This window comes from Streptomyces sp. NPDC047917, from assembly GCF_043204345.1.
GTDB classification, from domain to species: Bacteria; Actinomycetota; Actinomycetes; order Streptomycetales; family Streptomycetaceae; genus Streptomyces; species Streptomyces sanglieri.
Genome location: NZ_JBIDCA010000013.1, coordinates 94,293 through 110,903, shown reverse-complemented (window position 1 = coordinate 110,903; position 16,611 = coordinate 94,293). Strand labels below are relative to the sequence as shown.

The window sequence follows — 16,611 nt, the reverse complement described above, 5'->3', positions numbered from 1 at the left end:
GATCATGCCTCGCCCGCCACGTGGCCGTGGAGGGTTTTCACCTGCCGTCGGTGGACCCGCTCGACCGGTCGGTCGTGGAGGACGTGGTGATGGAGGTGGCCGCCCCGAGCACCAGGAACAGGATGAGCAGCCACTTTCCCGCACCGCCCATGACGAGCGGTCGCGTGGCGGAGCGCGGCTGCTGCTGCGGTACGGAGAGGTCGTCGTCGCCGAAGAAGCCCTTGGGGTAGGCCGGAGTGAGCATCATGGCGTAGGCGCAGAAGCGCATTTCGTACCGGAGCACGGCGGCCGTGGCCTCGAAGAGGGGGCGGGGCATGCGTCCCAGGATCAGGGTGATCAGCCACCAGATGATCGCCACAGTCCACCAGCCGGCCACGGCGAGGCTCTGCACGACGGCCGCCGGAATCATCAGGATCAGCCGGAAGAGGACGGCCAGGCGGTTGAGGGCGGTGGGTCTGACCTCGATCCGGGCCGGGTAGTCCGGCGGGGGGTCGAGGGCGAACGGCGGATACCGGTCCACGAGCAGCATGCTGCCGGCGCCGACCCGCACCTGGTAGCCGAGGTATCCGGCGAGGAACCGGAAGAGCGGTTCGGGCAGCCGCCCCAGGACCAGGGCGGCGAACCAGCCCACGATGACGGTCAGCACGGCCGCGATGTGCAGGAAGAACAGCACGATGAAGTGCGGGATCAGGATCAGCAGCCGCACCAGCACGGTGAGCCGGCGCTGCCGTGGCGGCTCGACGATGTCCAGCACGGGCAGCCACTCGGCGGCGGTCCATGCCCTCGGGCCCGGACTCCACTGGGCGTCGGCCATGTCGCTCCTCGTCGGCGGGTGGTCCGTACGCCGTCGGCGCGTACGACGTCTCCCCACGCTGGGCCGGGTGGCGGCGCCCCGCAATCGGCAATGGTCCGAACGGGGGCCGCCCCTTCGAGGTGGTTCCACGGCGTACGGGTGGCCGGGTGGCCGGGTTCACCCGGCGGGTTCGAGCAGCCTTCCGCGCAGTGCGGCCACCAACTTGTCGTCCGTACCGAGGAATTCGGTGACGTAGGCGTGGACGGAGCCGTGTGTGGCGGTCAGGTCGGCCAGGAAGAACCGCATGATGTCGGCGGGCGCCGTGCCGTATCCGGGCCAGCGGGGCTCCAGGCCCGGATGGTCCGCCCGCCAGTCGGCCAGCAGCCGTTCGGTGGCGAGCCCGGTGAGGGCGAAGTCGGCGACGATGTCGTCCTCGGCCACACCGAGCAGGGACAGGACGAGTGCGGCGAGCAGCCCGGTCCGGTCCTTGCCGGACGCGCAGTGGAAGACGACGGGACCGCTGTTCTCGTCGGCGATCACTTCCAGGGCGCGGCGGAGTTCGACCACTCCGTCGTGGGCGACCTCGGCGTAGCGGTCGGCCAGGAAGCGCCCGGTCTCCACCTCCGGCCCCAGGGCGGCCTGGTCGTAGGGCCGGTGCTCGATGCTGAGGTTGTGGTAGCGGAGCCCCGGCGCCTCGGGCACTCGGCCCTTGGCGGCGATCTCCCAGTCGTACCGCAGGTCGATGACCGTGCCGATCCCGAGGGCCCGGAAGCGCTCCTCGTCCGCGCCGCGCAGCTTGCCCAGTGAATCGGACCGGTAGAGCCGGCCCCATCGGACCGGTCGGCCGCCGTCCCCCGGATAGCCGCCGACGTCGCGGAAGTTGTGCAGTCGCTCGAATGCCAGGTGCCTGTTCACGGCGGAGGACTCTAGAGCCCCACGGCCGAGTACGTCGACATCGCGGTGGTGCGGGCTCGAAACGAGAATGCAGGCGTGTCCACTCCCGAGCGTCGCCCTGCCCCCGCCCGCCGTGCCGGGCCCGGCCGATGGGGCGAATGGGCCCTGCTGCTCCTGTCGGCCGCCTCCGGGGCGGCCGACGCGTTCGTCTTCATCTGCGTCGGCCAGGTCTTCGCCGGGGTGATGACGGGAAATCTGGTGCTGCTCGGAGCTTCCGCCGCCGGCGCCGGAGAGCAAGGCGTGGCGCTGCGGGTGATCACCGCGCTGGTCGCGTACGCCGTCGGCGTCGGCTGCGGTGCGCGGATGAGCGAGCGTTTGCGGTGGTCACTGCCGGTGATGTTGCTGGTGGAGGTGGTCCTGCTGGCGGCCGCGGCCGTGCTGTGGGCGCTGGGGCTGATCGCCTCGGGCGGGGACCGGCTCGGGCTGCTGGCACTCATCGCCGTGGCCATGGGAGTCCAGGGCCGGATCCGGGCGACGCCCACGAACTATTTCACCGGCACGCTCACCGCCCTGGTCGGCCGGGCGGCGCTGCGGTCCTGGGAGCGGGGGGACCACTGGGTGGCCGGCCGGCTGGTCGCGGTCGTGGCGGGCGCGGCCGTGACCGCGCTGACCGTGCGCCTGTGGCCCGGTGCGGCTGCCGCGGTGGCGGCGGTCCCGGCAGCGGGCGCACTGCTCGCAGAGCTGGCACACCGGCGGACCTCAGGGAGCTGACCTGCGACGATTCCCGGGACAGAGGAAAGCCCCGGCCGGATCGGGGGAATCCAGCCGGGGCGGCTCAAAGGTGGGCGCGGTGCGCGGCATCCACATATGGGTGAACGATAAACCACCACTTCCCGTTCCCGGAAACGCGCCCCCCGCACTGTGATCCACAGCACGGGACGCGCCCCCTGCACCCCCTACGACTTCACGGTCGGCGCTCCTCACGGAAGAGCACGTGCTGACCCGCCACGGGGTCGAACTTGCGCAGCACCAGCCGGTCGGGGTTGTTGCGACGGCTCTTGCGGGTCACATAGCTCTGCCCCGTTCCGGCCGTCGACCGGAGCGTCACGACAGGGCGGGTCCCACTGCGTGCCATGGGCACCTCCAGACTCTCGCACCGACCCCACTCCCCACGATGGGAATGGGTGTCGTTTTCGTTCTGCTGACGTAACGCGACGGCTCACCGCCGCATTCCCGCCGCCGGGCGACGGCGCCCCGCATATGCCCCCGACCGGAACCGGCGTGCGGTGAGAGGACGCCGCACGCGGGCGCACAACCGTCCCCACACGCCGGATGACTTGCGCCAACGTCCGTCGAGAGCAAGGGTGTTCGACGGACCGACGCCCTGCGCAGCCTGTGACATATGCCAGAAGCAACAACGTCTCGAGTGTTGCCAAATCACTTACGGGCTCCCGCAGGCTGTGCCACAGTCATCTTCGGCCCACCCTTCAGACCTGGTCGTGCCGCGCCTGTATCGGAGTACGAGATGCCGTCCCCTCTGTCCGCGGACCGCCCCGCCCCACAACCGCCCGAGCGCGACACCGTCGATGCCCTGATCAACCGGACCCTCCGGCTCCGTGGCGACGTGGATGCCGTGCGGCGGGACACGGTGCTGATCGACGAGGAAGACCCGCAGCTCCGTTGGCAGCGGGCGCTCTGCGATCTCGCGGTCCACCATCTCGACGACCTCGGGGCACACCTGGGACAGCTCAGGGAGGGCCTGCCGCCCAGGACCGCGCAGCACCACGCACGGATCCCGGCGCCGGGAGCAGCGCAGGACACGTCGTCGCGGGAGGACCCGCGGGAGCGTTACGAGGAGCCCAAGCCCGGCTCGCTGATCGGCCGGGTGGGCAGCGCCGAGTGGAACCTGCTCACCGACGACGTCAGCTGGTCCGAGGAACTGTTCCAGATCTTCGGCAGGCCCCCCGCGGCAGGACCGCTCTCGCTCGACGAGCTCCCGTCCATGCTCCTTCCCGAGGACCAGCCCCTGCTCACCGCTCTGGTGACCGACTGCCTCGTGGACGGCAAGCCGATAGACGGCGAGTTCCGCATCACGCGGACCGACGGCCGGGTACGCACGCTCCACATGATGGGCGAGCCCGTCCTGGATTCACACGGGTGCACCGCCTCCATGTGGGCCGTCCTGCGTGACGTCAGCGAGCTGCGGCGCAGCCAGCAGGCGGTGCGCCGGACCCATGACTCGCTGCGCAGCCGGGAGCACCGGGCGCAGACCGAGCACCGTCTGGCGGTCGAACTCCAGGAGGCCGTGCTCCCGCCGTGGCGGGGTTCGCTGCGGCTTCCCTCGCAGGGGCCCGGCGCCCTGGACATCGCGGCCCACTACCTCCCGTCGGAGTCGAGCTCACTCATCGGCGGCGACTGGTACGACGCGCTGGAAATGCCGGACGGCCGGACCGTGCTCACGGTCGGTGATCTGACCGGGCACGGCGTCCAGGCCACCTCGGCCATGGCGATGCTGCTGGGCGCGCTGCGCGGCATGGCCGTGGCCGGCATCGAGCCGGGTCCTCTCATGGGGCACCTCAATCAGTTACTGGAGTCCTCCGTTCAGCCCGCTCTCGGCAGCGCGGTGTGCTGCCGTGTCGATCCGGCCACCGGCACCCTCGTCTGGGCACAGGCCGGACACCCCGCGCCGCTGCTGTTCCGCGACGGTGTGGGGCGTCCGCTGCCCGCGCCGGACGGGGTCCTGCTCGGCGCGGCCTCCGGGGTCGCGTACGAGCAGGACGAAGTGCGCCTGCTGCCCGGCGACGTGCTGGTACTGCACACCGACGGACTGAACCGTCACAGCGACCGGGGTGCGGGCCCGGACACGCTGCCGGCTCTGGCACCGCGGTTCGCGCAGGCCCGTTCGGCACAGGAGTGCCTGCGGACCGTCGTCGCGGAGTTCGGCGGCGTCGAACGCCTGGACGACGCCTGCGTGCTGATCGCCCGCATCGGGGCATAGCGCACGACGGCATGCGTACAGGATCACGGACACACGGAACACCGGACACGACGCAGTACGCAGGAGGGCGTGCCCGCCCACGGGTGCGGTGCTCGGACGGCCGGTAGCAGGAAAGACGGTGGTCGGATGGTCAGTGCCGGGCGCCCCTTCGTCGCGGCGCCCGCAGGTCAGATCTCCGAGGACCGCCTGCGCTGCTTGATGATGGAGCTCTGCGGCAGGGAGAGCTTGATCTCCTCCCGCAGGTCCTCGATCCTCGCGTAGCCCGCGAACTGGCCCGTGAGCCGGTACATTTCGCGAAGCCGGTCCCAGGTACGGTGCGAGGAGGTCTCCCCCATCGTCACCAGCGCAAGTCGCGCGTAACGGTCGGCCTGCTCGGGATCGTCGGCGATGAAGCAGGCCGAGGCGAGCGAGATGTAGTCGAAGATCTTGGACCGCTGGCGTCCGTTGGCCCGCAGCTCCAGCGCCAGCTTGGCGTGACGCTGGGCCACGATCGCCGCCGACGGATCGTGTTCGGCGAGCGTACGGAAGGCCAGGGCCTGCATGCCGTGCATGTCCGCCTCGTCGAACATCTGCATCCAACTGGGCGGCGGCACATCGGTCTTGTCCGAGGTGAAGAGCTCCTCGGCCTTCCCGAGCGTGCGCCGCATCGCCTGGCCGCGGCCCATGGACGCCTGTGCCCAGGCCTCGATGGTGTGCAGCATCGCCTGGGTGCGGGGCAGAACCATGTCCCCGGAACCGGACTTGGCGAGCTTCATCAGATCCAGGGCGTCGTCGGGACGCCCCAGGTGGACCATCTGACGGGCCGCCCTGGAGAGCGCCTCGCCCGCGCGGGGACGGTCGCCGCCCTCGCGCGCCGCGTGGGCCGCGATGATGAAGTACTTCTGGGCGGTGGGTTCGAGGCCGATGTCGTGGGACATCCAACCCGCGAGTACCGCGAGGTTGGCCGCCACGCCCCAGAGCCTGCGCTGGAGATGATCGGGGTGACGGTAGGCGAGCATGCCGCCCACCTCGTTGAGCTGGCCCACCACGGCCTTGCGCTGGAGTCCGCCGCCCCGTGAGGCGTCCCAGGCGCGGAACACCTCGACGGACCGTTCGAGCGCCTCGATCTCGTCCGACCCGATGGGCGCGGCCTCGTACCGGTCGAAACCGGCCGGGTCCGCGTGCAGCGGGTCTTCGATCCTTGGCGCGTCGGCCGCCAGTACGGGGTCGGAGTGCAGCCAGTCGTGCATGGGGCCGGTGATGGTCGATCCTGCGGCGAGCGCGGCGCCCGCGCTCACCAAGCCGCGTCGGTTGAGCATGAGGTCCATTCCCGTGAATTCGGTGAGGACCGCTGCCGTCCGCTCGGGCGCCCACGGCAGTCCGTCGGGATTGTCCTGCGTCCCGGCCTCCCGCCGCTTCCCCACACGCCCGCGTCGGCCGAACCCGAGGTCCTCGATGGTCACGACACGACCGAGCCGCTCGGTGAACAGGGCAGCCAGCACCTTCGGCACGGGATCGCGGGGGGACTCCCCCATGTCGATCCAGCGCCTCACCCGCGAGGTGTCGGTGGCCAGTTGCGGGTGGCCCATGGCCGCCGCCTGCCTGTTCACCATTCTCGCGAGTTCGCCCTTGGACCAGCCGGCGAGGCCGAACAGGTCGGACAGGCGGGTGTTGGGTTCTCCGGTCACGTCAAGCCCCCAGGTTCTCGGCTGTGTCGACAGTAACCCCCTGTCAGAGGCCTTGCGACAATTCGCCAGGGTTCGCCAGGGTCCGCCAGTTGGTCTGCCACCCGCCTGCCGGTGTCAGGTAGGAAAGCGCCACCCCGCCCGGCAGCCCTAGGTACTCCCCAGGGTGCCGAACGGCCGCCGGCCGGGGCGGTGCACGCAACTTGTCGGCGCGCGAAGGGATCTGTCTCGCCCATGTACACAGCATCGTCCTCCGTGACCGCCCCGCCCCGGCCGCTCCGTCCCCTGGGGGCGGGCGGCGGTCCGTACCTCTCCCCGCACGCCGCTCCCCCGGCGCCCGGCACGGTCCGGCCCCGCCGGCCGGCCGGGACGGTCGGCCCGCCGCTCAGCGGCCGGCTGGACCTGTCCGGCCCGCAGGGGGCGCAGCTGAGAATGGCGATCGCCTCGGTGCACCGGATCTGCCCCGAGTTCAACCCCGTCCAGGTGCTGCGCCGCAGCGGCCGTTCGGTGCTGCTCGTGGGCTCCACCGGCCGGGCCACCGCGGTCGCCAAGTGCTTACTGGACCACTCGCCGGCGTGGTCGGAGCGGTTCCGTCACGAAATAGCTGCATATCGTGCGTTCGTCCGGCACCGTCCGCCGGTGCGCGTGCCGCGGCTCATCGCGGCCGATCCGGAGAACTGCACACTGGTGATCGAGCGGATGCCCGGCCGGGTGGCCGCGTTGACCCGGCATCCCTCGGAGGCTCCGCCCCGTGCCGATGTCCGGGCCGCGCTGGGCGCGATCAGCCGGGTCAACGCCTGGCGGCCGGCGCCGGGGCTGTTCGACGCCCCGCTCGACTACGCCTCGCGGATCGCGCGCTATCACGAGCTGGGGCTCTTCACCGACCGCGACCTGGGTGATCTGCAGAAGCTGCTGCACGGTCTGGCGCACGCGGGCGGGCGGCAGGGCATGGGGCAGTTCTGTCACGGTGACGCCCTGCTCTCCAACATCCTGCTGTCGCCGACGGGTCCGGTGCTGGTGGACTGGGAGCACGCGGGCTGGTATCTGCCCGGGTACGACCTGGCCACGCTGTGGACGGTCCTCGGTGACGCACCGGCGGCGCGGCGTCAGATCAGCCAGCTGGCGCAGGCCAACGGACCGGCCGCGCGAGACGCGTTCCTGGTCAACCTGATGCTGGTGCTGACCCGCGAGATCCGTACGTACGAGACGGCCGTCCAGCGGGCCATGCGGGATTCGACGGCCTCGGGCGCCGGTCATGAACGCCCGGGCGCGCTGTCGTCGAGCGAGGAGCAGCGGCTGTTGCTGCGCCGGCTGCACGACGACTGCGCGATGGCCCGCAGGGCCGTGCGTGCCGCGGTCGGCACCCGCTGACCCTGCCGGGGATGCGCGTTGCGGGTCCGGTGCCGACACACCGGGCCCGCAGCGCGCCGGGGTACGTCAGGGGCTCTTGAAGTCGACCGCGTCGATGTCGAACGAGTTGTCCTGCGGGGACGTGAGGACGAGGTACAGCTTGTGGGTTCCCTTCAGTTCCTGGACGGGCACGGGCGGGGTCGCCTCGTAGTTGTCCCAGCCGCCCGTGTTGGGCACCGGGGTGGTGGCGAGCAGCGGGCCGTCGGCGGAGTCCGCGCGGAGTTCGATCGCGCCGACCCCGTTCGGTGAGGACAGCCGGTAGCTGACGGTGCCGATTCCCTCGACACTCATCGGGTCGAACGCGACCCAGTCGCCGTCGGAGATGTCGCCGATCCGCTTGCCGTTCTCGGCGCCCTCCTGGGCGACGATCCGGGTGCCGGACTGCGCGTCGTAGTACTCCGCCTGCTTGTGCTTCGGCTGGAGCACGGCGCGGCCGTAGCCGGTCAGTGCGGAGACTCCGTCGCCGCCCTTGTCGGTGTACTTGGCGTTGAGTACGTAGGTGAGGTCCGCCCCTTCGGGGTGGCCGCCCAGGTCACCGGTGTCCACGGTGCCCTCGCAGCCGGGGATGTCGGTGGTGGGGTGCTCGTGGTCGTCGTGGCCCAGGGCCGGGTTGACGGTCACCCTGGTGCAGTCGACCGGGCCGTCCTCGGGATCGGTGACCGTGACCTTGTACGGGATCTTGTCGCCGAACTCGATGAGTCTGCCGCTGACCGGGAATTCGATGGTCACCTTCGGCGCCGTGTTGCCTGCGGTGACGGGGATGTTGGCGTAGCCGGACTTGCCGGTGGAGTCGGTGACCTTCAGCTGGGCGGCGAAGTCTCCCTTGGCCGTGTAGGTGTGGCTGGGCGACGCCTCGGTGGAGTCGTAGGTACCGTCGCCGTCGAAGTCCCACGCGTAGCTGAGCGTGTCTCCGTCCGGGTCGTTGCTGCCCTCGCTGGAGAAGTCGACCTTCAGCGGTACGGGGCCGTCCGTGGCGGAGGCGGCGGCCTTGGCCACCGGGGCGCGCTGCCCCTGGGCGTAGTCGATGCGGTAGAGCCCGGAGTCGTTGTTGCCGCCGCCGAACGAGCTGCCCCATTCGAGGACGTAGAGCGAGCCGTCGGGCCCGAAGGTCATGTCCATCGGCTTGTTGAACTTCTGGGTGGCGAGGAAGTCATTGATCTTCAGGACCTTCTGGTCCTTGTCGAAGCGGACTTCCTTGACGAAGTCGCGCGACCACTCGTAGAAGAAGCTCGCGCCCTCGAAGTAGGCGGGGAACTTCGTGGTGGAGGGATTCTTCCCGTCGTAGTGGTAGACGGGGCCGCTCATCGGGGCCGAGCCGCCGCTGCCGACCTCGGGAAATTCCTCGGAGGCGCCGTAGCCGTACCAGATCTCCGGCTGCTGGACGGGCGGGAGTTGGGTCAGACCGGTGTTGTTGGGTGAGGGGTTGACGGGCTTGGCGCAGTCGAACTTGGCGCCGACCTCCTTGGTGTCGGGGTTGTACGGGGCGTAGGCCTGGTTGTTGCCGTGGCAGAACGGCCAGCCGAAGTTGCCGGCCTTCTTGATGACGTTGTACTCGACGAGGCCCTCGGGTCCCCGGTCGGTGGTGGGCAGTCCGCGGTCGGGGCCGTAGTCGGAGGCGTGGACGTAGCCCGTCCTGGGGTCGACGGTGAAGCGGAACGGGTTGCGGAAGCCCATCGCGTAGATCTCGGGTCGGGTCCTGGCCGTACCGGGGGCGAAGAGGTTGCCCTTGGGGACGGTGTAGCCGCCGGAGTCCTTCGGCTTGATGCGCAGGATCTTGCCGCGCAGGTCGTTCGTGTTGCCAGCGGTGCGGGCGGCGTCCAGCATCTGCTTGCCCTCGCGCCAGTCGAGCGGGGCGTATCCCTGCCAGTTCGGGTCGAGGTTGGGCGGGGTGTCGTCTCCGACGCCGAGGTAGAGCGTGCGGCCGGGGCCGAACTCGACGGCGCCTCCGGTGTGTCCGGGTTCGGGGAAGCTGCGGTCGCGGTAGGCGGGGACGTCGATGACCTTCTTCTCGCTGGCGGGGTCGAGGGTGTTGCCCTCGACCGTGAAGCGGGAGAGCCGGTTGACGTCCTCGGTGGCGCCCGCGGGGGCGTAGTAGAGGTAGATCCAGTGGTTCCTCATGAAGTCCGGGTCGAGTTCCATGCCGACCAGGCCGTCCTCGCCGCCGGTGTAGACGTCGAGCTTTCCGGCGGTGGTGGTGGCATGGGTCGCCGGGTCGTAGATGTTGATCTCGCCGCTGCGCTGGACGTAGAAGACCCGGCCGTCCATGGCGACGTCGAGTTCCATCGGGTCGGCGGTGTTGTCGTCGAGAGCGACCTTCTCGTAGCCGCTCCAGACGGTGCCGCCGCAGTCGCCGGGCTTGTTGCCCGCGGCCCACCTGACGCCGCCCATGACATGGGTGCGGAAGGCGGCTTCGCTGTACGAGGCGGTGTCGTGGCCCATGGCGGTCGCCCAGACCCGGCCGCCCTCGGTGTTGCGGCACCAGGAGATCGGATGGTCGGCGCCCATCGCGGAGCCGCCGGGGTCGTAGGTGGTCTCGTCGGCGGTGACCAGGACGTGGACGTCACCGCGGGGGTTCCGGTCGAAGTTGTACCACTCCTCGGGGCGCTCCCAGCGTTCGGGGAGCCCTGCGGTGGAGGGGTGGACCCGGTCGGCGACCTTGGCGGTGCCCTGGAGGACGCCGGGTGAGTGGGCGGGCATGTGGACGCCGCCGTTGATGGCCTCGTCCCACCAGGGGAAGGTGTCCTCGATGCCCATGTCGAGGGTGTTGTGGAGGGCGACGACGCCGCCACCGCCGCGTACGTAGGACTGCATCGCCTCGCGCTGGCCGTCGGTGTCCCAGACCATGCCGGAGTTCTGGAGCATGACGACGACGTCGAAGTCCTTGAGCTTCGCCGGGTCGAAGACCGCGGGGTCGGCGGTCTCGACGAGTTCGAAATTGCCGGCGGCCGCCTCCTCCTTGAACATCTGGATGCCGGCCGGGATGGAGGCGTGCACATAGCCGACGGCGCGGGTGAAGAGCAGTGCGCGGAAGGCAGGGGCCTTGCCGGTGGTGGCTGCGGTCGCGGGCAGTGCGGTCAGCGCGAGGAGCAGTGCGCCCAGCAGCGCGATGAACGTACGTCGCATGTCGCGGACATGACAGCACAATCGGTGACGGCTCACGAGCGGGTCCTCTCTGCGGATTGCGGACGAGCGGGGTCAGGCGGTGGTGCCGAGGGCGTGGCGCAGAAAGGCCAGGCCGTCGACGGCGATGCTGTCCTGGGTGCCGGCGAGCGGGCGCCAGACCGAGGCGGCGACCGCGATGGCGTCGTTGTGCGCGGTGAACGACTCGATGCAGAGCGGGCCCCAGTAGCCGCACGTGGTGAGCGCGGCGAGGAAGCCCGGCCAGTCGAGACAGTCCGCGCCGGGGGTACCCCGGTCGTTCGCGCACACCTGGACGTGGACGATGCGGCCCGCCGCGCGGTGCACGGCCTCGGGCAGCGAGCGCTCCTCGATGTTCTGGTGGTACACGTCGAGCGCGAGGCCGATGGTCCTCTCGGGAAGGCCGGTCAGCGCTTCGAGGGTCTGGTCCACGGTGTTGAGCAGACTCGTCTCGTACCGGTTGAGGGGTTCCACGGCGAGCCGCACCCCCGCCGCGCGGGCGTGCGCGACGACCGGGGCGAGGTTCTCCCGCAACTCCTCGTACGCGGCGGCGCGTTCGGCACGGTCCATCCGCCAGGTACGGCCCACCGCCGCGTACATGGGTCCGGCGACGGTGGGGGCGCCGAGAGCCCGGGCGGCGTCGACGCACCGGTACAGATAGTCCTGGGTGACCCGGACGGTCGCCGGGTCGGTGTGGACGAGATTGCGGTCGGGCGGCATCACGGCGATCACCGCGGCGGGGGCGAGACCGGAGGCGTCGAGCAGCTTGGCGACGGATCCCGGTGCCCAGTCCCGCTCGTTCTCCAGCGGGATCTCGACACAGTCGAAGCCCCATGCGGACAGCTTCGGCAGCACGTCACCGAGCGTTTCGTAGGTCACCGGCGAGTGCCAGATCCACGGGTTGGCGCCGAGCGGCAGGGCGACGGTCATTTCCTGCCTCCCCACTTCTCGGGGAATCCGGGCAGGTTCTCGCAGCCGCACATCGCGTAGTGCAGTGGCGGCATGCCGGGTTCGAAGTACCGGTCGAGGGTCTCCTGGGTGACGGTGGGCTGCGGCAGCTTCCACTCCTTCGGGACCTGCTGCCCCTTGAGGATCCTCAGCGCGGCGATGACCGGTGTGCGCCACTGGAAGGTGGGGTAGGAGGGGGCGATCGCGGTGAGCTTCTTCTCCTTCCATGCCTGGAGGAAGTCCTGCTGGTCCTCACCGGTGATGGGCGGCACGTCCCGTCCGGCGTCCTCGAATGCCTCCACCGCGGCGACGGAGGTGGCCCCGGAGTCCATCCAGACGCCGTCGATGTCGCCGTTGCGGGTGAGGGCGTCGGTGACGATCGCCTTGGTCTTCGCCGGGTCGCCGTCGGTGAACTTCACGTCCACGACGTCGAGTCCGCTCTTGTCGAACGCGAGCTTCGCCGCCGACCAGCGGGTCTCCAGCACATCGACGCCGGGGGAGATCCGCAGGGCGAGGACCTTCCCCCCGGGCTTCACCTTTCCGACGAGGAAGTCGGCGGCGACCGCTCCGTAGCCGTAGCCGCCGATCGGGTTGATGAAGGTGACGGCGCAGTCGGTCTCGACGCCCCGGTCGAAGACGATCACGGGCACCTTGCCGCAGGCCTGCTCGACCGCGGGGGTGAGGGTGGCGGTGGTGTTCGGGGAGACGATCAGCGCGTCACAGTCCTGGCCGGCGAGCTCCTGGATGTCGGAGATCTGCTTGTCGTCCTTGCCCTGGGCGTCGAGCACGGTGAATCCGGTGATCTCCTCGTGGAGTGCGGCCTCGGCCCGCATGTTCTTGAGGCCGACCTGACGCCAGGGGTTGAAGACCCCTGCGTTGGAGAAACAGAGATGGATTCCGCCGGAGCCCTTCTTCTTGTACTGGCCGGTGTCGACGAGCTCGGGGCTGAGCATCTGCTCCCACGGCCTTCCGGCGGGTCCCTGCGGGGTGACCTCGGCGAGGCCGAGCTGGCGGTCGTACTCGGCCCGGTCGAAGAACCGCGACTGCTTGCCGGTGCCCGGGGCGCCCGTGCCGCCGCTCGCTCCGGCGGCGGGCGCGTCGGGCGGGGCGTCGCTGGTGCAGCCGGCCAGCAGGGCCGCGCCGAGCAGTGCGGCGACCGGCGCGAGGACGTGTCCGAGCTTTCGCGTACTCATGAGGTTTTCGCTCCCGGGGATTCGGTGCCGCGGCGGCGCAGCCTGGACCAGTCGGCTGCGCCGAGGGCGACGGCGGCGATGACGATGACGCCTTGCACGGTCGATTCCAGGGCTCCGGAAACGCCCTGGAGATTGAGCAGGGTGAACAGTGCCTGGAGCGAGAACGCCCCGGCCATCGCGGCGACGACGGAGCCCCGGCCGCCGCCGAGCACCACGCCGCCCAGGACGACGGCGGTGATCGCCTCGAACTCGTAGCCGCGGCCGGCCTGTGCCGAGACCCCGGAGAACCCGCCGACCAGTACGGCCGCGAGCGCGGCGGCGGCGCCGGAGAGGACGAACGCGACGGTCCGGGCGCGTGCGACCCGGACTCCGGCCAGTGCCGCGGCGCGTTCGCTGTCACCGGTGGCCAGGAGAGTACGGCCGAAGTCGGAACGCATCAGGCGTACCGCCAGCAGACCCGCGACGGTGCAGGCCAGTACGGCCCACGGCAGCCAGCCGAACGCGGTGCCGCGCCCGAGCCTGCGGAACTCCGCGGGCAGCGCGCCGTGCGGTGAGCCGCCGGTCCAGAAGAAGACGGCGCCTTCGAGGATCAGCATCATGCCGAGCGTGGTGATGAACGAGGGCACCCGCAGCAGGGTGGTGATCAGGCCGCTGACGAGTCCGGCGAGGGCTCCGGCGAGCAGCAGGACCACGGTGACGAGCGGCCAGGGCGCAGCCGGGAACGAACCGTACAGTTCGGCGGCGACGACCACCCCGGCGGTGACGATCGCTCCGACGGAGAGGTCGAACTCGCCGCAGACGATGACCAGGTACTGGCCGGCGGCCAGGATGACGAGGGGGGCGGCGCGCTTGACGAAGGCGAGAAAGCGGTCGGGTTCGTAGAAGCCCGGATCGGTGAGGGCGAGCGCGGCGAGGAGCGCGGCGAGCAGGAGATAGACGGGTGTGCCGGTGCTGAGGACGCGCAGGACTCGGCGGCGTCCGGCGGGTGCCTGGGCGGTGGTCATGCGGTCCGCTCCTTCGGGGTGCGGCGGCCTCGGGCGTAGAGGGCGACGGCGGCGATGATGACGACGCCCCGGACGACGTTCTTGAAGAACGGGTCCACGGACAGCTGGTTGAAGACGCTGTCGAGCACGGCGAGGACGAGGACTCCGCCGAGGGTGCCCGCCACTCCCCCGCGTCCCCCGGCGAGCGCGGTGCCACCGAGGACCACTGCGGCGATGGACTCCAGGTCGTAGCGGGCCTCCGTGCCCGCCCAGGGGGCTCCGGCGCCGAGCCGTGCGGCGAGGAAGAGGGCCGCGGCGCCGACGCACAGTGAGCACAGGAGGTGTGCGGCGACGACGGTGCGCCGGGTGCGTACGCCGGAGAGCCGGGCGGCGTGCTCGTCGCCGCCGGTCGCGTACATGTGGTGGCCGAGCCGGGTGCGGCGGGTGATCAGCCAGAGCCCGGCGGCGACCGCGAGCAGGAGGAAGAGCGAGACGGGGACCGGTCCGATCCGGTCGTAGCCGAGGTGCTGGAAGGAGGCGGGGACCTTGCCCGCGGGGCCGGTGTAGTTGTCCTCGATCCAGCCGCGCAGGATGAAGGCGGTGCCGAGGGTGGCGATGAAGGCGTTGACCTTGAGACCGGTGACGATCAGCCCGTTGGCCAGGCCGACGGCGGCGCTGAGGGCGAGGACCGCGACGACCGCGACGGGCACGCTGCCGCTCTGCATCGTCTCCGCGGCGACGAGGGTGCCGAGGCTGATGAGGTGGGCGACGGAGAGGTCGAGCGATCCGGTGAGAATGACGACGGACTGGCCGACGGCCACAAGGCCCAGGACGACGCAGTTCTGAAGGATCGTCACCACGTTGGTCACGCTCAGGAAGTCCCCGCCGCGGGCCGCGACGACGATCCAGCCGAGCACGGTGACGGCGAGCGCGGCGAGCCAGACCCCGGCCACGGGGCCGGTGAGGCGCGGGCGGGCGGTGCGCGGTGCGGCGGCGGGGGGCCGGGTGCCGAGGCCGGGCCGGAGGGCGGTCATGCCGCTCCCTCCGTCGCGCCGGCACCGCCGGTGGCGACACGCATGACGGCTTCCTCCGTTGCTCCGGCGGGCAGTTCACCGGCGAGACTGCCTTCGGACATGACCAGGATCCGGTCGCTCATCCCGATCAGCTCGGGCAGTTCGGAGGAGATGATCAGTACGGCGAGGCCCTCGCGGGCCAGTTCCCGTACGAGGGTGTGGATGGCCGCCTTGGCGCCGACGTCGACGCCGCGGGTGGGTTCGTCGAAGAGGAGGATCCGGGGGCGGGCGGCGAGCCATTTGGCGATGACGACCTTCTGCTGGTTGCCGCCGGAGAGGTACTGGACCTGCTGGTCCTCGCCATGGGCATGCAGGCGTACTCGTTCCAGCAGCGCGGTCGCGTCACGGTTCGCGGCCGGTCTGCCGCGCGCGGGGACGGCACGCGTCACGAGCAGTGCGTTGTCGGCCACGGACTGGTGGAGCGCGAGGCCCTCCCCCTTGCGGTCCTCGGTGACCAGGGCGATTCCGGCCCGGACGGCTTCCCGGGGGGTCGCCGGGCGCAGTGGTTCCCCGCCGACGGTCATGGCGCCCGTGGTGAAGGGGGCGGCGCCGAAGAGCGCGCGGGCCAGGGAGGTGCGGCCGGAGCCCTGGAGACCGGCGACGCCGACGACCTCGCCGGCCCGCAGGGTCAGGTCGATGCCGGAGATCCTGGAGTTGCCGCCGCCGCGCACCGTGAGCCGCTCCTCGCCGCTCTCTCCCGGGCTCGCCCGGGGCGGGTAGTAGGCGCCGAGCTCCCGTCCGACCATGGCGCGCACCACCGTGCCGGCGTCGGTGTCGCGGGTGTCGAGGGTGGTGACGCGGCGGCCGTCCTTGAGGACGGTGATGCGCCGCGAGAGGTCGAAGACCTCGCGCAGGCGGTGCGAGATGTACAGGATGCCGATGCCGCGGGCGGTCAGGCGGTGTACGAGGGAGCCGAGTTGCTCGACCTCGTGGTCTGCGAGCGCGGCGGTGGGTTCGTCCATCACCAGGATGCGGACGTCCGACGCGAGGGCCTTGACGATCTCCACGGTCTGTCTGCGTGCGACCGGCAGTTCGTGGACGGGGGTGCGCGGGGTGATGCCGGTCTCGTCGAGTTCGGCGAGGAGTTCGGCGGTGCGCCGCTCCATGGCGCGCCGGTCGACCAGTCCGTACCTGGTCGGTTCGCGGCCGAGGAAGACGTTCTCGGCGACCGTGCGGTGGGGAAGGAGCGCGAACTCCTGGTGGATGATGCCGATTCCGGCGGCCTGGGCCTCGGCCGGGTGGCCGAAGGAGTGGTCGGTGCCGTCGATGGTGATGGTCCCCGCGTCGGGTAAGTGCTCCCCCGCGAGGATCTTCATCAGGGTGGACTTTCCCGCGCCGTTCTCCCCCACCAGGGCATGCACTTCTCCGGCTTCGAGGTCGAGCCCCACCCCATCGAGCACACGCACCCCGAGGAAGCTCTTGGACACACCCTGCATCGTCAGCATCGAACTGCTCCTCGCTCAGTGGTCTGCAGAGCAGAGTCGTGACAGGCATTGGGAGTGTCAAGGGCTCAAGCG

At 70.8% G+C, this 16,611-nt stretch carries 13 protein-coding genes; 3 read left to right on the top strand and 10 right to left on the bottom strand.

The genetic code is table 11. The features are described 5' to 3' along the window. Positions 1 to 37: 37 nt before the first annotated feature. Both ACGF8B_RS30105 and ACGF8B_RS30100 read right to left on the bottom strand, forming a co-directional pair. Complete coding sequence (locus ACGF8B_RS30105; RefSeq protein WP_392744883.1) at positions 38 to 814, bottom strand: DUF4389 domain-containing protein; 777 nt, start codon at positions 812 to 814, stop codon at positions 38 to 40. Between the two features lie 156 nt (positions 815 to 970). After that, positions 971 to 1,708, bottom strand: coding sequence for a tyrosine-protein phosphatase (locus ACGF8B_RS30100; protein WP_392744880.1), 738 nt, complete (start codon positions 1,706 to 1,708; stop codon positions 971 to 973). A 75-nt stretch (positions 1,709 to 1,783) separates the two neighbouring features. Between ACGF8B_RS30100 and ACGF8B_RS30095 the strand changes: the two genes are divergently transcribed. Beyond that, positions 1,784 to 2,458: a YoaK family protein gene (locus tag ACGF8B_RS30095; protein WP_392744877.1), complete on the top strand. Its 675-nt coding sequence runs from the start codon at positions 1,784 to 1,786 to the stop codon at positions 2,456 to 2,458. Positions 2,459 to 2,651: 193 nt separating this feature from the next. Here the strand turns inward: ACGF8B_RS30095 and rpmG are convergent, their stop codons facing one another. Beyond that, on the bottom strand, positions 2,652 to 2,822 hold the full coding sequence (gene rpmG, locus ACGF8B_RS30090) for a 50S ribosomal protein L33 (RefSeq protein WP_392744875.1): 171 nt from the start codon (positions 2,820 to 2,822) through the stop codon (positions 2,652 to 2,654). Positions 2,823 to 3,212: 390 nt separating this feature from the next. Between rpmG and ACGF8B_RS30085 the strand changes: the two genes are divergently transcribed. Beyond that, positions 3,213 to 4,685 (top strand): PP2C family protein-serine/threonine phosphatase, encoded by a 1,473-nt coding sequence (locus tag ACGF8B_RS30085; RefSeq protein WP_392744873.1) that lies wholly within the window; start codon positions 3,213 to 3,215, stop codon positions 4,683 to 4,685. Between the two features lie 167 nt (positions 4,686 to 4,852). Here the strand turns inward: ACGF8B_RS30085 and ACGF8B_RS30080 are convergent, their stop codons facing one another. Continuing rightward, a complete protein-coding gene (locus ACGF8B_RS30080) occupies positions 4,853 to 6,352 on the bottom strand; it encodes a hypothetical protein (RefSeq protein WP_392744870.1) in 1,500 nt (499 codons plus the stop codon). Between the two features lie 231 nt (positions 6,353 to 6,583). Between ACGF8B_RS30080 and ACGF8B_RS30075 the strand changes: the two genes are divergently transcribed. Then, complete coding sequence (locus ACGF8B_RS30075) at positions 6,584 to 7,720, top strand: aminoglycoside phosphotransferase family protein (protein ID WP_392744867.1); 1,137 nt, start codon at positions 6,584 to 6,586, stop codon at positions 7,718 to 7,720. 66 nt (positions 7,721 to 7,786) lie between these two features. Here the strand turns inward: ACGF8B_RS30075 and ACGF8B_RS30070 are convergent, their stop codons facing one another. From ACGF8B_RS30070 to ACGF8B_RS30045, 6 genes are all read right to left on the bottom strand, one after another. Next, positions 7,787 to 10,882, bottom strand: a complete 3,096-nt coding sequence (locus ACGF8B_RS30070; RefSeq protein ID WP_392744865.1) for a ThuA domain-containing protein — start codon at positions 10,880 to 10,882, stop codon at positions 7,787 to 7,789. 72 nt (positions 10,883 to 10,954) lie between these two features. Continuing rightward, the gene (locus ACGF8B_RS30065; protein ID WP_392744862.1) at positions 10,955 to 11,827 is read right to left on the bottom strand and encodes a sugar phosphate isomerase/epimerase family protein; all 873 of its coding nucleotides are present in this window, start codon (positions 11,825 to 11,827) and stop codon (positions 10,955 to 10,957) included. Next, on the bottom strand, positions 11,824 to 13,038 hold the full coding sequence (locus ACGF8B_RS30060) for an ABC transporter substrate-binding protein (protein WP_392744859.1): 1,215 nt from the start codon (positions 13,036 to 13,038) through the stop codon (positions 11,824 to 11,826). Before ACGF8B_RS30060 ends, ACGF8B_RS30065 begins: the two co-directional genes overlap by 4 nt. Beyond that, positions 13,035 to 14,042, bottom strand: coding sequence for an ABC transporter permease (locus tag ACGF8B_RS30055; protein ID WP_392744856.1), 1,008 nt, complete (start codon positions 14,040 to 14,042; stop codon positions 13,035 to 13,037). The genes ACGF8B_RS30060 and ACGF8B_RS30055 overlap by 4 nt, the downstream gene beginning before the upstream one ends. Next, entirely contained in the window at positions 14,039 to 15,055 is a 1,017-nt protein-coding gene (locus tag ACGF8B_RS30050) for an ABC transporter permease (protein ID WP_392744853.1), read from the bottom strand. Before ACGF8B_RS30050 ends, ACGF8B_RS30055 begins: the two co-directional genes overlap by 4 nt. Continuing rightward, positions 15,052 to 16,539 (bottom strand): sugar ABC transporter ATP-binding protein, encoded by a 1,488-nt coding sequence (locus ACGF8B_RS30045; protein ID WP_392744850.1) that lies wholly within the window; start codon positions 16,537 to 16,539, stop codon positions 15,052 to 15,054. Before ACGF8B_RS30045 ends, ACGF8B_RS30050 begins: the two co-directional genes overlap by 4 nt. Positions 16,540 to 16,611: the final 72 nt, after the last annotated feature.

Excerpts from the sequence above, each read along its gene's own strand:
- ACGF8B_RS30105 (WP_392744883.1), bottom strand. The coding sequence starts at position 814 with ATGGCCGACGCCCAGTGGAGTCCGGGCCCGAGGGCATGGACCGCCGCC.
- rpmG (WP_392744875.1), bottom strand. The coding sequence starts at position 2,822 with ATGGCACGCAGTGGGACCCGCCCTGTCGTGACGCTCCGGTCGACGGCC.
- ACGF8B_RS30085 (WP_392744873.1), top strand. The coding sequence starts at position 3,213 with ATGCCGTCCCCTCTGTCCGCGGACCGCCCCGCCCCACAACCGCCCGAG.
- ACGF8B_RS30075 (WP_392744867.1), top strand. The coding sequence starts at position 6,584 with ATGTACACAGCATCGTCCTCCGTGACCGCCCCGCCCCGGCCGCTCCGT.
- ACGF8B_RS30070 (WP_392744865.1), bottom strand. The coding sequence starts at position 10,882 with ATGCGACGTACGTTCATCGCGCTGCTGGGCGCACTGCTCCTCGCGCTG.
- ACGF8B_RS30065 (WP_392744862.1), bottom strand. The coding sequence starts at position 11,827 with ATGACCGTCGCCCTGCCGCTCGGCGCCAACCCGTGGATCTGGCACTCG.
- ACGF8B_RS30060 (WP_392744859.1), bottom strand. The coding sequence starts at position 13,038 with ATGAGTACGCGAAAGCTCGGACACGTCCTCGCGCCGGTCGCCGCACTG.
- ACGF8B_RS30055 (WP_392744856.1), bottom strand. The coding sequence starts at position 14,042 with ATGACCACCGCCCAGGCACCCGCCGGACGCCGCCGAGTCCTGCGCGTC.
- ACGF8B_RS30050 (WP_392744853.1), bottom strand. The coding sequence starts at position 15,055 with ATGACCGCCCTCCGGCCCGGCCTCGGCACCCGGCCCCCCGCCGCCGCA.
- ACGF8B_RS30045 (WP_392744850.1), bottom strand. The coding sequence starts at position 16,539 with ATGCTGACGATGCAGGGTGTGTCCAAGAGCTTCCTCGGGGTGCGTGTG.